This is a genomic window from Selenomonas sp. CM52 (genome assembly GCF_000292955.1).
GTDB lineage: Bacteria > Bacillota > Negativicutes > Selenomonadales > Selenomonadaceae > Selenomonas.
Genome location: NZ_ALNM01000020.1, coordinates 77,021 through 89,936 on the forward strand (window position 1 = coordinate 77,021; position 12,916 = coordinate 89,936).

At 56.6% G+C, this 12,916-nt stretch carries 10 protein-coding genes and 1 tRNA gene; 9 read left to right on the plus strand and 2 right to left on the minus strand.

Annotated features, from left to right (window positions below):
- Window positions 1-12: 12 nt before the first annotated feature.
- The 7 genes from HMPREF1153_RS04790 to HMPREF1153_RS04825 all read left to right on the plus strand — a co-directional run bounded on the left by HMPREF1153_RS04790 (window position 13) and on the right by HMPREF1153_RS04825 (window position 7,867).
- Window positions 13-1,029 carry a FecCD family ABC transporter permease gene (locus HMPREF1153_RS04790; RefSeq protein WP_009645763.1) on the plus strand — a complete coding sequence of 339 codons (1,017 nt, stop codon included), beginning with the start codon at window positions 13-15 and terminating at the stop codon, window positions 1,027-1,029.
- Window positions 1,030-1,032: 3 nt separating this feature from the next.
- Window positions 1,033-2,031, plus strand: a complete 999-nt coding sequence (locus HMPREF1153_RS04795; protein WP_009645861.1) for an ABC transporter substrate-binding protein — start codon at window positions 1,033-1,035, stop codon at window positions 2,029-2,031.
- A gap of 407 nt (window positions 2,032-2,438) precedes the next feature.
- A complete protein-coding gene (locus tag HMPREF1153_RS04800; RefSeq protein WP_037369867.1) occupies window positions 2,439-4,832 on the plus strand; it encodes a hypothetical protein in 2,394 nt (797 codons plus the stop codon).
- A gap of 369 nt (window positions 4,833-5,201) precedes the next feature.
- On the plus strand, window positions 5,202-5,924 hold the full coding sequence (locus HMPREF1153_RS04810; RefSeq protein WP_037369873.1) for a vWA domain-containing protein: 723 nt from the start codon (window positions 5,202-5,204) through the stop codon (window positions 5,922-5,924).
- A gap of 232 nt (window positions 5,925-6,156) precedes the next feature.
- Window positions 6,157-6,588 (plus strand): flavodoxin, encoded by a 432-nt coding sequence (locus tag HMPREF1153_RS04815; protein WP_009645767.1) that lies wholly within the window; start codon window positions 6,157-6,159, stop codon window positions 6,586-6,588.
- 215 nt (window positions 6,589-6,803) lie between these two features.
- Window positions 6,804-7,376, plus strand: coding sequence for a DUF3793 family protein (locus HMPREF1153_RS04820; protein WP_037369876.1), 573 nt, complete (start codon window positions 6,804-6,806; stop codon window positions 7,374-7,376).
- A gap of 59 nt (window positions 7,377-7,435) precedes the next feature.
- On the plus strand, window positions 7,436-7,867 hold the full coding sequence (locus tag HMPREF1153_RS04825) for a flavodoxin (RefSeq protein ID WP_009645842.1): 432 nt from the start codon (window positions 7,436-7,438) through the stop codon (window positions 7,865-7,867).
- A gap of 162 nt (window positions 7,868-8,029) precedes the next feature.
- Here HMPREF1153_RS04825 and HMPREF1153_RS04830 read toward each other — a convergent pair whose 3' ends face one another.
- The gene (locus HMPREF1153_RS04830; protein ID WP_009645776.1) at window positions 8,030-9,754 is read right to left on the minus strand and encodes a methyl-accepting chemotaxis protein; all 1,725 of its coding nucleotides are present in this window, start codon (window positions 9,752-9,754) and stop codon (window positions 8,030-8,032) included.
- 14 nt (window positions 9,755-9,768) lie between these two features.
- Complete coding sequence (locus HMPREF1153_RS04835; RefSeq protein ID WP_050992512.1) at window positions 9,769-10,701, minus strand: sugar ABC transporter substrate-binding protein; 933 nt, start codon at window positions 10,699-10,701, stop codon at window positions 9,769-9,771.
- 207 nt (window positions 10,702-10,908) lie between these two features.
- On the opposite strand from HMPREF1153_RS04835, the gene HMPREF1153_RS04840 reads away from it, so the two are divergent.
- Window positions 10,909-10,984 (plus strand) — tRNA-Ala (locus tag HMPREF1153_RS04840).
- 196 nt (window positions 10,985-11,180) lie between these two features.
- On the plus strand, window positions 11,181-12,839 hold the full coding sequence (locus tag HMPREF1153_RS04845; protein ID WP_009645795.1) for an RNA-binding domain-containing protein: 1,659 nt from the start codon (window positions 11,181-11,183) through the stop codon (window positions 12,837-12,839).
- The last annotated feature ends 77 nt before the right edge of the window (window positions 12,840-12,916 follow it).

Consider the following 12,916-nt stretch of genomic DNA (forward strand, 5'->3'; position numbering starts at 1 on the left):
ATGGCCTCCTCTATGAAAGAACAAAACAAAAACATCATATTGTATGCGACGATCGCCGTCCTGCTTCTGCTCCTGCCATTGGCGGCCATGACGCGCGGCATCGTCAATGTGGACTTCCATGAGGTTGTGCTGTTTCTCGTCGATCCGACGAATCCACAGATCGCCCCCATTCATGCAGATGTCTTGGCGTACATGCGCGCACCGCGCTTCGTCCTGGCGCTTTTGGCAGGCGGTACGCTCGCCGTCACAGGCGCCGTCATGCAAGCGCTCTTTCGCAATCCGCTGGCAGATCCGTATTTCTTGGGCATCTCTTCTGGCGCAGCACTGGGCGCTGTCCTGATGATGAGCGCGAACATCACAGTGCTTGCAGGATTCTCCGCCGTACCGCTGGGCGCCTTTATCGGCGCGGGGCTCTCGACTTTCCTCGTGCTGTGGCTCACACACCGCTATGGAGAGGGCAAGTCCTTCATGACCTTGATTGCAGGACTGGGCATCCATGCCGTTTGCAGTGCCGCCATCAGCCTCATCATCTCTCTTGCTCCCAATTCGCGCACGGTGGCGAACATCTCCTACTGGCTGCTCGGCAGTCTGGAGCGCAGCGGCTGGGATAAGAACCTCTATCTCGCCAGCATTGCCTTGCCGATCATCGTCTTTTTCCTGTTACGCACACGCATACTGAATCTGATGCTCCTCGGCGATATCGAAGCGAGCACGCTTGGCTATCGCTTGGAGAAGAGCCGCAGCCGGTATATCTTCCTATGCGCCATGGCGGTGGCCATGGTCGTCTACAACGCCGGAATCATCGGCTTCGTCGGCCTGGCAGTGCCTCACATCGCGCGATTGCTCGTGGGCAGCAGTTACGAGCGGCTTTTGCCGGTATGCGTCGCCTTGGGCGCAGGCTTCCTCGCGTGGGCAGATGTTTTCAGCCGTTTGGCGTTGGAGAATGGCGATATGCCGATCGGCATCATCGTCAGCCTGCTCGGCAGCCCGATTTTTCTGCATCTTCTATTGAAGAGAAAGCGCGTCTGACTCATGAAGAAAACATCATGGTATGCTGTCATCCTGAACGCAGTCTGCGCTTTCTTCCTCGGCTGCTCCTTTGCAGGGGAAGAAAGCGCTCCAACGGAGGGCGTTCCTGTGCGCGTGGAGAACTTGCGCATCGACAATTACTTCGTACAAGGGAAGAATGTGCAGATATTCACCGAAGTGCCCAAGCGCGTCCTCGTCGTTGGCGACAATGAGACGGAGACGTTGATCGAGCTTGGCGCGGCTTCCTCGATCCTTCTGGCTGCAGCAAACAACGACGGTCCTTTTCCCATGAAGGAGGAGAATGCCCGCATTTTAGAAACCCTGCCACGCGCCATGAATCAACAGCTTCATATGGAATATGTCATGCAGGCACGCCCCGATCTCATCATCGGGAATCAATACTGCTTTACGCGGAACAGTTTGGGCAGCACAGACTACTGGAACGCACACGGTGTAAAAACGCTTGTCAATCTGAGCAGTTCACAGCCGAGGCGACACTACATCAAGGAAACTGTGGCACAGGAGATGGAAAGCATCCGAGACTACGGACGTATTTTCCACGCAGAATCCGCCGCCGAGCACATCGTGCAAGAAACCTACGACTGTATTGATGAAATCAACGAAAAAGCACAAGGATATCCCAAGCCGCGCGTCATGCTGATCGAGCTTATGAGCACGTTCGTTTCGTACGACAAAAGCAAACTCGCGGGCAACATGGCGGAACAGATCGGTGCCGAAGCGATCGAGACACCGGCCGTCATCACATTTGAGCACATCGCGAAGGAAGATCCCGACGTACTGATGGTCATCTGCAGCCATGCCGAGTACGGTGTCTGCCTGCAGCAGATCTATGAGCATCCAGGCCTGCAGCATACGAAATGCGTGCAAAACCGTCGTATCTACAGCATCCCGCTCAGCTATACCTACGGCCCGCTCTGCCATACCATCGACGGCATAAAGATGATGGCAAAAGCCTTTTACCCAGGGATTGCTATAGAATAAACTACACGCGCAAACGGAAGATTGCAAGTTTATTGGTTTCCCTTTCAGTTGCTTTTGGTTCTCAACTAAAGTTTAACTGAACGGTTTCCAAAATGAAACTTTTTTCGTCAATTTATTTTAAAAATCCCCCTTTTGACCTAGCACAGGGGGATTTTTCTGTTGACAAAAGATAAGAAGTCTACTATACTACGAGAAATAGGACCAAAGGATCAGCTATAAATTCAGTGCCTCCATCCTAGCGCATCGTTTTCGCCCTTTCATTGTCGGCAAATCCTCCATATAGCACAACATCTGTGCGTCTGGCTTGTTTCTTTGATAGGATGTAAGAACTATAGCAATATGATAAAGCGCTTGGGATGGGGATAGGTTTTATCAGCGACCTCTTCACAGAGAAAGGAGAATTTTACATGGGAAAAAGGGAAGGACGAGGTTTGGCGCTGATGATTGGGCTCGCCATCTCAGCGGGTGCAGCGTTGTTTCCGCAGTACGTCGCTGCGGCGGATGTTACGGGACATGACATCGTATCCTCACGCGACTGGTCAGGGCCGGATACGAATCCGCGTGCAGCGGGATACATCGGCTCTGAGAGCGACAGCGGCAACGTCTACGACAACACGCTGACTGTTGACAGTACGCACCACCCGCCGCACGTACTGAATCAAGGCTATATCGCGGCAGGATACACGGAGGGCGGGGGCGACACCTACGGCAACCGCCTCGTCATCCTGCCCGGCGCACATCTGACGGGGCGTGTCTCCGGCGGACATCTGAACGGGGCGGCACTGTCCGGCCGAACACATCACAACACGGTCATCATGCGGGGCGGCACTGTGACGGATGAGATCTACGGTGGGAATGTCACGGGGACGGACGGCCTGCGCGTTGGCGACGCGGAGTGGAACACTGTGGAGATGAGCGGCGGTCGTGCCGAGAAGGGGATCTATGGCGGGCGCGTGCGCAAGAGTGGAAATGTGCGGCACAATACCGTGCACATCTCCGGCGGTTGGGCGAACACTGCGGGCGGCGGCATTGCTCCGCAGGAGCACGGCGGACGCGGAGGAAATGCGGAGGACAACCAACTCGTCGTCTCGGGCGGTACCGTCCGTACCGCAGTCGGTGGTGTCTCACTGCGGGGCAAGGCACTGCGCAATACTGTCGAGATCACCGGCGGAACGCTGCGCGTCGTCTATGGCGGCAGCGGTCGGCAGACCGATGGCAACCGCGTTGCCATCTCCGGGGGCGACATTCGTGGGACCGTAATCGGTGGTTTTTCCGGCATCGGCTCCGCGAACAACAACAGTGTCGCGATCACGGGTGGCTCGGTGCGCGGCAACGTCTATGGCGGACGCAGTCTGCTCGGCAACGCCGAGGGGAACGTCGTCACGCTCGACGGCGTTCGCATCATGCAGGGTAACGTCTACGGCGGCTACGGAGCACGCGGGTCGAAGAACATCGTCAACCTCAAGAACGGCGCGGAGGTGGACGGTGTGATCTTTGGCGGCTTCTCCGGCGGCAACCGTGAGAGCAACAACCTTCTTGCGATCCATGGCGTTGGAACGGCAAAGGCGGAGAAGCTCATCTATGTGCAGCATTTGGACTTCTACCTCGACCCGATGGCGAGCCCCGCCAGCCCGACGCGCTTGCAGCTCCGTACGATGACGCAGAGCCTCTCGGGGGTCTCCGTCGGTGTCGGCGTGAAGGGGCACGCGCTCGTCCTGCGTCCCGGCGACACCGTCAGCCTGCTGCGCGTCGCGCCGGGCGGGACGCTTAACATCACTGGAATGGCGCGGGAAGCTGAGACCATGCAAGGCGTCTCCGTCAGCTATGCCTTCGATGTCTGGCGGCGCGGCAACGAGGAACTGGTTGCAACGCTGCGGGCGAGTACCGTCAACCCGCGGACTCGCTCCCTCATCGAGACGCGCACAGCGACGAACGAGCTGATTAAACGCGGTGCAGATCTCCTCGCCTCCGCCGGCATGGGGGCTGCGGATGACGATCGTGAGCGCAGGCGGCAGTATGGAATCTGGGCCGACGTGCAAAAGAGCAGTATGCGCACGAAGACCGACTCGGATATCGACCTGCATGCGTCCAACATGGCGGTCGGTGTCTCCCGCATCTTTGCACGAAAGGGCGGAGAACTCCTGTTCAGCCCTTTCGTTGAGTATGCAACGGGGAAATATGACAGCTACATGGGCGACGGTACGCATGGCAGCGGGGATCTCAGCTATCTCGGCGCGGGAGTTCTGGCACGGATGGATCGCACGAACGGCGTGTGGATGGAGGCAGTCCTGCACGGCGGCAGCACCAAGGCAAACTATCACGGGCAAGTCCACGCCTCACAGCTCACCACCTATCGTTATACCGCGCCGTACTGGGCGGTGCAGCTTGGTGTCGGCAAGACGCGGCCAGTGGGCAGTGCGGCGCAGCTCGACTGCTATGCACGCTACTTCTGGTCGCATACGAATGGCGTATCCGCGCAGTTGAATACGGGAGAGACGTACGACTTCCACGCGACGGACTCGCATCGCCTGCGTGCAGGGGCACGCTACACGCGCTTTGGCTCCGCCTCTGCACTGTATGCGGGGCTCGCGCTTGAATATGAGATGGCGGGTGGTGCGACGGCACACTTCCAGAGCTACGATATGCCTGCCTCCAGTGCAACCGGCGCGAGCGTTTTCATGGAACTCGGCTGGCGCAGTACGCCAAAGCACGGGCGTGTCACCTGCGAGGTCAATCTGTCCGGCTGGCAGGGCCATAGGAGCGGCTGGATGGGCAGTGCCCGTATGGATTGGAAATTCTGAGTATCCCCCTGCATCGAAAGCAAGGCGGCTCTGCAAAACGGTATCAAAGGGCGTGTTGTACAAAGGCGTATGGTTCTGTACGGCACGCCTTTTTTGTGTCCTGGGTGTGCGCAAGAATCAAGGAGGCGTTGATACATGCAGTACCGCCATCTTGGTGCATCTTTTTCGCCCTCTCTGCGTTGATAAATCCGCCGCATAACCTTACACCGGCCGTCATACATTCGAACACATCGCGGAAGAAGCCCCCGACGTACGGCTGGTTGCCTTCTCGAATTTTCATCATCCTGTCATACTTACCAGTACCGCCGCAAAGAAAAATGCGCTATAATGAAAACAGTGGAGACTACAAGAAAAGAGGAGGTCTTGAACATGTGGAAAAAATGGACGCTTTCCTTTCTCGCGCTTGCACTCTGTGTATTCTTGGGATCTGCCGTACCCGCCGAAGCGGCGGCCAAGGAGAAGCCCGCGCGCGTGGAACTCGTGATGGTGCTTGACAAGAGCGGCTCGATGTCGGGGCTGGAGTCGGATACGATCGGCGGCTTCAATTCCATGATCGAGAAGGAGAAGAAGCTCGATGCGAAGGTCAATGTCACGACGGTGCTCTTCAACGACAAGATCGATACGATCTATAACCGCGAAGATATCCGGCGCATCAAGCCGCTGACGGATAAGGAGTACGAGGTCGGCGGCACGACAGCGCTTTTGGACGCCGTAGGCTCGACAATCCTCAAGGTCGCACGCACGGAGGGCGTCGAGAACGAGGATACGAAGGTCGTCTTCGTCATCATCACGGATGGCCTGGAGAACGCCAGCGAGGAGTTCACGCGCGAGAAGGTCAAACAGATGATTTCCGACAAGCAGGAGAAGGCAGGCTGGGATTTCATCTACCTCGGCGCGAACATCGACGCGGAGAAGGAAGCGGCGAGCATCGGCGTCAACCAGAAGAACGCTGTGACCTACCGCAACACGAAGTCGGGCGTGCGCAGGAACTTCGACGCCGTCAGCGCCTATGTGGCGGAAGCTGTAGCCGATCCGAGCGCCGAGCGCGGCAGCTGGAAAGAGCATGTGGAAAAGGACGAGACGCAGGATTGAGACGCTCGCAGGGAAAAGCCCCGAAGCTATCACGCGATGGCTTCGGGGTCTTTTGTCTTGTTGGATACGCTATTTTTTTCTGACTATAGTATGTATATGAACGACATCGAAACTCCTATATATAAATCTAAAAGGGCTGGGCGAAGTTGACGATAACAGATAAAAATGCTATATTGATATGAGAATGATTATTTGTAAAATCTTTGACAAAGAGAACATGGGAGGTTTTTTCATGAAAAAAGTTGCGGTGGTATATTGGAGCGGCAGTGGCAATACGGAAGAGATGGCGAAGGCCGTCCTTGAGGGCGCGAAGAAAGGCGGCGCGGACGCGGAGCTCAAGCGCTTCGAGGATTTCAAGGTCGCCGATCTGGCAGGCTATGACGGCTTCCTCTTCGGCTGCCCGGCGACGGGTTCGGAGGAGCTGCAGGAGGACTATGTCGAGCCGTTCTTCGCTGAAGCGGAGTCGAAGCTCTCGGGGGTGCCGCTCGGACTCTTCGGCTCATACGGCTGGGGCGGCGGCGCCTTCATGGAATCGTGGGCGGAGCGTGTGCGCACGGCGGGCGCGAAGCTTGTAAGCGACGGCCTTGTCGTTGAGAATGCGCCCGATGACGACGGGATCAAGGCATGCGAGGAGCTTGGCGAAGCGCTGGCGAAGTCGCTTTGAGTCTTTCCGTGCCTTTCTGGCGCGAGGCGGCGTCATAGGGTCATAGGGATGCCCGGAGAGCGGTTCTGCACCGTGGAAGGATGGTGCAGAGCCGCTCTTTTCGTATGCGCCGGAAAGGGTGGGATGCTTGTCGATCGCCTTGGGCAAAAAACTTTTATTTTTATATTGAAAATCATTACCGTATATGCTATCCTATACATACATTGCTGGAGGTGATGATTTTGGGTAAGGATGGTTTCGAGCGTATGCTCTGCTTCCACTGTGCGCCGACGTTCGCGGGGATCAAGCCTGCGAGCCTTGTTTCTTTCCAGAAGAGCCGCTTCGAGGATTTCGATGCGCTTCTTGAATCGTATGCGACATGCTTCGAGTGCAAAGGCATCACGCCCGTCCGCTTGACGGAGGGCGAGGAGTATGTCCTCATGCTATTCTACCGCAGGAAGCTCCTCGAACGTATCTTGGAGCAGCCGGCGGTGCTTGCGCTTCTGGCGCGATTCGGCTACCGTGCAGGTGATGCGATCGAAGCGCATTTGGAGTATCTTTCCATGCGCATCCAACTCCAGAAGAGTTTCCCACATGAGGTCGGCCTCTTCCTCGGCTATCCGGCGGAGGACGTGGAGGGCTTCATTGAGAACAAGGGGCGCGATTTCGCTTGCGCGGGCTATTGGAAGGTCTACGCGAACGAGGAGGAGACGCGCGCTCTCTTCCAGCGATATACGGACTGCACGGAGCGTCTTTGTGCGCGTCTGGGGCGCGGCACGCCGATGGCGGAGCTTTTGGAAGCGGTCTAGCGCGCAGGGACGGTCAGCGGTTCTTTGCAGCAAGAAAAAATCATCAGGAGGTCTTTGACATGGGAAAAGTAGCGGTTGTATATTGGAGCGGCACGGGCAACACGGAAGAGATGGCGAAAGCCGTCCTTGAGGGCGCGAAAAAGGGCGGCGCAGAGGCGGAGCTCTTCACGGTCAGCGATTTCAGCGCGGACAAGATGGCCGACTACAACGGCTTCCTCTTCGGCTGCCCCGCCATGGGCGACGAGGTCTTGGAAGAGGACGAGTTTGAGCCGTTCTTCACGGAAGCGGAAAAGAAGCTCTCGGGCGTTCCTGTCGGCCTCTTTGGCTCGTACGGTTGGGGCGCTGGCGCTTGGATGGAGGCTTGGGCGGAGCGCACGAAAGCTGCCGGCGCCAAGCTCGTCTCCGACGGCGTGATCGTCGAGAATGCGCCCGATGACGACGGCGTGAAGGCCTGCGAGGAACTCGGCGAGGCCGTCGCCAAGGCGCTCTGAGAAGCGTCCCTTACCAACTCCAACTCGCGCAAACTACACGCACAAAAAGACTGCCGCGCTTCGGTGCACGGCAGTCTTTTTACTTGCGCTTTTTCAACGAAAAAAACGAGGCGGCAGCTTTGAAAGAGCAAGCTTCCGCCTCGCAGATTTACCAACTTGTCGTCATTTGGAGAAGGCCGTCACAAGATTCTTGAGGCGTTCCGTGCCTTCCTTGAATCCCTGTACCTTTTCGAGGATGTCGGCGTACCGTTCCGCCATGCCGACGATGTTCTCGGCGATGCGCGTGTTGCCGTCGGCGCTCTCGTGCGTCGCGCGTCCGATCTCGTCCATCGACTGGTTCATGTTGCGCACGGAAGAGAGGAGTTCTTCGGAGCTTTTCGTGCTGCCCTTGGCCGTCCTGTGGAAGAATTCTGCGTCTTCTTTGTACTGCACGGCGGTCTCGTCCATCTGTTCGTAGTCCTTGCGGATGTCTTCATCGATGAAGTGCAGGAGGTCGAAGGCGCCCTTCGATAGGGCCTCCATCGCGCTCATGACTTGGCCGGTGAGGCTCTTGATTTTCTCTGCCGTTTCCTGTGACTGCTCGGCGAGCTTGCCGACTTCGCCGGCGACGACGGCGAAGCCGCGTCCCTGTTCGCCGGCGCGCGCGGCCTCGATGCTCGCATTCAGCGCGAGGAGGTTCGTCTGCTCGGCGACGTCCGTGATGGCCTGCGTGAGCGTCTCGATCTCCTGCACGACCTTCGCGGCTTCGATGGCATCTTCCACGGAGGTTTTCGTCGAGCCGTAGACGCGGTTTGAAGCTTCCTGCGACTGCTCCATCTTCGCCTTTAGCTCGGTCGCGCGCCCGGCGATCTCGCACGTGTACGCCTCGCTCTTCTTCATTTCCTGCACGGTGTGCTGGATCTCTTCGCTCAGGTGGCCGCTGACCTGCTGCATGCTCGCCGTCGAGGCTGCCGTCTCTTCCATGCCCGCTGACATCTCCTCTGTTACGGCGGACATGTCCTGCGTTTCGTTGTTCATTGCGTTGATCATCGCTTCGAGTTCGCCGACGGCGGCGTCTGTCTTCTCGGCTTCCTCGTGCACCTGCTTCATGAAGCCCTGCATCTTCATCAGAGCCTTGACGACGACGCCGATCTCATCGGCGCGGTTCGACAGTGCGGCCGGAATCTCGCGGTTCAAGTCGCCCGTCGCGACGGCATTGAGGTGGTCGATTGAGGTATTCAAGGGCGCCGAGATGTTGTCCGCGATGATGCGCGACATGACGATGCCGAGAATCAGGCTGATGAGAATGATCGCGGCGAAGATCTTCAGCGTGCGTGCATACTGGATGTTGTTCGCCTCGAAGAGCTGCTTGCCCTGGAACACGTTGTCCGGCGTCAGAACTTGCATGTTGGCGCCGATCGCCGTCAGGGAGGAGAGCTGATTGTACGCTTCTGCCTTGTCCTCGGGTGCTGTGCCGAGTGTGCTGACGGCCTTGACCGCGGCGTCCGCTGCATCGAGATCCTTGTCGAGCGCGGAGAGCGCTTCTTTCGTGCGATCACTCTGCTCCATCTTCTGGATTTCTTCCACATCGTGCCGGATGCCAGCGAGGTTGCCCGCGATGTCATCGAGGAGGATCTGACGATTCTCCTGCGTGAAGTTCTGCTGCACGATGTAAGATACATTGACGGTGATGCTGCGCAGTCGATTGTTCGCGTCGTTCAGATACTGCGTTGTCATCAGGTTGTGGTGATACATCTCGTCGAGTGCCTGCTTTGCCGAATGGCTCGAATAGATGCCGACAGCGGCGACGAGCGCCACGGTAAGGAGGAGGAAGACGGAAAGGATCGCAACCTTCGTCTTTACGCTGTAATCCTTCAGGATCTCGCTGCCCAAAGTAAAATTGCTCATATTTTCCAGCCCCCTTACTTCACGAACTGCGCGACATTTTCGCGCGTGATGGACGTGAACGGAATGTCAAGGCTCTCGGTCGGAGCCTTGCCGCTTAGGAAGCCTTGGACGAGCGTGACCGCGCCCGCCGCCTGTCCATCGGCGTCCTGCTTGACCGTCTGCGAAAGCTCGCCCGCTTCGACCGCTGCGAGGCCTGCAGGCGTAGCGTCGACGCCCGTCACGAGGCAGCCGTTGAGACGGTTCGCCGCTTTCAAGGCCTGGATAGCGCCCAAGGCCATCTCATCGTTTGCCGCGACGACGCCGTTGATCTCGGGGAAGAAGTTCAGCCAGAGCGTCATGGCCTTCATTCCTTCCGACTTGCTCCAGCTTCCGTCGACGGAAGCGAGGAGCTTGATGTCGGGACGCTTGTCGAGGCACGCTTCCTTGAAGCCTTCCCAACGCTTGACGGCGACGCCCAGGGAACTTTCGCCCATCAGGTAGACGACCTTGGCGTTCGGCGGCAGATGGCTTGCCATGAACTCGCCCTGCATCCGGCCGGCCTCGCGGTCGTCGGAGAGCGAGCCGATCACCTTCGGATCGTTCACGTCGCGGTTCATGATGACGACGGGGATTCCTGCCTCGCGCGCCTTCTCGACCGTAGGCACGATGCTCGTTCCGTCCATCGCGAGGAGCACGATGGCGGCCGCCTTGTTGCTGATCGCCTCGTTCAGCTGGTCGATCTGCAGATTGCTGTCGCCCTTGGCGTCGAGGAATTCCACATCAAGCCCTGCCGATTTCGCCTTCTCGGCAAAAGTGTTCTTGAGCTGCATGGCGAAGGCGTCGGCATCGTTGTGGTTCGCGTAGATCACCTTGCCCGATCCCCCGATACCGGAAGAGCCGCAGCCCGCCAAGAGGAGACACCCCAAGACGGTCAGGAGAAAGAGCAGACATTTTCTTGTCAGACTCATGGTTTCACGTCCTTTCCTGCAGAGCTGCGATTCCTGCCGCATCTCTGCGCTCAAATATAGTTCTTCAGCTCTACATCTTCTTCGACTTCTAATGAAATTCTCCTGCTTCATCGGGAAATATATTCTTCCTTCTTGGGTATATTGGGAAAATATGATTTTTTTCTTGCATTTTCTTTCGATATGCAGTATACTTGCGTAGTACGACATGGGGACGTAGCTCAGCTGGGAGAGCGTTCGGTTCGCATCCGAGAGGTCGAGGGTTCAATCCCCTTCGTCTCCACCATCTCGACAAGTGAGGAATCGGCTGTTTGCCGATTCTTTTTTTGTGTTATAGATGAGGCTTTGGTTTTGCGGGAGCGCGGATATAGCTTGCTCGTCAAGGAAGCGATCATTGCAAATAACGATATTGTGGTTATCTGCGATAAAAAATAACCACAGTATCGTTATTTTTGATATAATAACCATAAAGAGGTGATCCCATGTGTAAGATTCCTGCGAAAGAGAGTCTGTCCGTCGAGTTTAAAAGCGACAAGAAATGCTTATCGAACAGCATTCTGCTCGATGCCGTCGTTGGATTGGCCAATACGGATGGCGGCATATTATATCTAGGCGTAGAAGATGACGGAGAAATCACGGGACTTCACGGGGCGCATATGGATGTGCTTCCCGTCATGGCTTTTGTGGCAAACAATACGGTTCCTTCTGTTTCCGTGCGCACGGAAATCGTCAGGGTGGACGGCATTCCCGTCCTGCGCATCGATGTGCCAAAAAGCCGCAGCATCGTGGCTACCGGCAGCGGAAAAATTTTGCGCCGTCGCTTGAAGGCGGATGGATCTCCGGAAAATGTGCCACTCTATCCATTTGAGATTCCTATACGGTTATCTGAATTAGGCGCTTTCGATTTTTCTGCGCAAATGGTACCGAATGCTGACTTCGCTGACTTAAGCAGCGCCCAGATCCTGCACTTACGCCATATTATCGCCCAGCGACATGGAGAGGCGGAGCTTTTAGAGCTGTCGGATCAAGAACTCTTGGAAGCCCTGCGTTTGACCGTTGAGCATGAGGGGAGAATGCTGCCGACCATTGCCGGACTGCTTCTCCTCGGCAAGGAAGAAAGCCTTGCACGTTTCATCCCTACGGCACAGACTGCATTTCAAGTTCTTGAGGGTTCTGCCATTCGATTGAATGAGCAGACACGCTTGCCGTTGCTTGCCGTCTTTGAGAAATATGCAGAATATTTCAAGGCGTGGAATCCGGAACGAGATATCGAGCAGGGGCTGTTTCGCACAGCTATTCCCGAATTTTCTCCCGCCTCTTTTCGCGAAGCGCTTGTCAATGCTTTTTGTCATCGTGATTATGCACAGCTCGGCATGACGCTCGTGCAAATTACAGAAGAAGGTCTGACCATCGAAAACCCCGGCGGCTTTATTGAAGGAATATCTTTGCGCAATCTCATTTCCGCTGCGCCGCGCGGCAGGAATCCGGCGCTTGCCGATGCTATGAAACGCATAGGGCTTGCCGAGCGTACGGGGCGCGGCATTGATCGCATATTTGCGGGTTCCATCATCTACGGTCGTCCGTGGCCCGATTACTCCGAGACAACGGAGAACAACGTACGGGTTTTTATTGCGCGTGCCAAGCCGAATCTGGCTTTCATGAAGCTCATCCAAGATGAGCAGCAGCGTACGGGGAATCTGCCATCAATCCATGCCCTGCTGATTCTTTCGGCCTTGCAGATGGAACGCCGCCTGACGTTTGCCGATCTCGGGAAAATGACACATCTGAGCGAACATCGCATCCGTGCGAACCTTGAACGTATGGTTGAGAATGGAGTGATAGAAGCGAAGGGAAGCGGAAAAAACCGCAGTTACATGCTCAGTGCTCAAATGTATGCGGCAGCGAATGAAACCGCTGCCTATGTTCGCCAGGCCGGCATCGAAGAAGTACGTCAGCCCGAACTCATCCTGCGGTACGTTCAGGCACAGGGCAGCATTACACGAGGAGAAGCTGCCGATCTCCTGCGCGTCAGTGACAATTATGCCTATGTGTTGCTCAAGCGACTGACAGAGGACGGCAGGCTGCGAGCTGTCGGGCAGAAGCGCGGGCGCAAGTATGTGCTGTCGACACGTTCGCATTGACAAGACTATTCTTCTTAGGTATGATTAAGCTTAGCGAAATGAAACGTATACGCTCCGCCGTTAAAGACAGCGGAGCG

Bases quoted from the DNA above. Each gene is read 5' to 3' on its own strand.
- HMPREF1153_RS04835 (WP_050992512.1), bottom strand. From the start codon at position 10,701: ATGAGTCTGACAAGAAAATGTCTGCTCTTTCTCCTGACCGTCTTGGGG.
- HMPREF1153_RS04815 (WP_009645767.1), top strand. From the start codon at position 6,157: ATGAAAAAAGTTGCGGTGGTATATTGGAGCGGCAGTGGCAATACGGAA.
- HMPREF1153_RS04810 (WP_037369873.1), top strand. From the start codon at position 5,202: ATGTGGAAAAAATGGACGCTTTCCTTTCTCGCGCTTGCACTCTGTGTA.
- HMPREF1153_RS04820 (WP_037369876.1), top strand. From the start codon at position 6,804: ATGATTTTGGGTAAGGATGGTTTCGAGCGTATGCTCTGCTTCCACTGT.
- HMPREF1153_RS04845 (WP_009645795.1), top strand. From the start codon at position 11,181: ATGTGTAAGATTCCTGCGAAAGAGAGTCTGTCCGTCGAGTTTAAAAGC.
- HMPREF1153_RS04790 (WP_009645763.1), top strand. From the start codon at position 13: ATGAAAGAACAAAACAAAAACATCATATTGTATGCGACGATCGCCGTC.
- HMPREF1153_RS04830 (WP_009645776.1), bottom strand. From the start codon at position 9,754: ATGAGCAATTTTACTTTGGGCAGCGAGATCCTGAAGGATTACAGCGTA.
- HMPREF1153_RS04825 (WP_009645842.1), top strand. From the start codon at position 7,436: ATGGGAAAAGTAGCGGTTGTATATTGGAGCGGCACGGGCAACACGGAA.
- HMPREF1153_RS04800 (WP_037369867.1), top strand. From the start codon at position 2,439: ATGGGAAAAAGGGAAGGACGAGGTTTGGCGCTGATGATTGGGCTCGCC.
- HMPREF1153_RS04795 (WP_009645861.1), top strand. From the start codon at position 1,033: ATGAAGAAAACATCATGGTATGCTGTCATCCTGAACGCAGTCTGCGCT.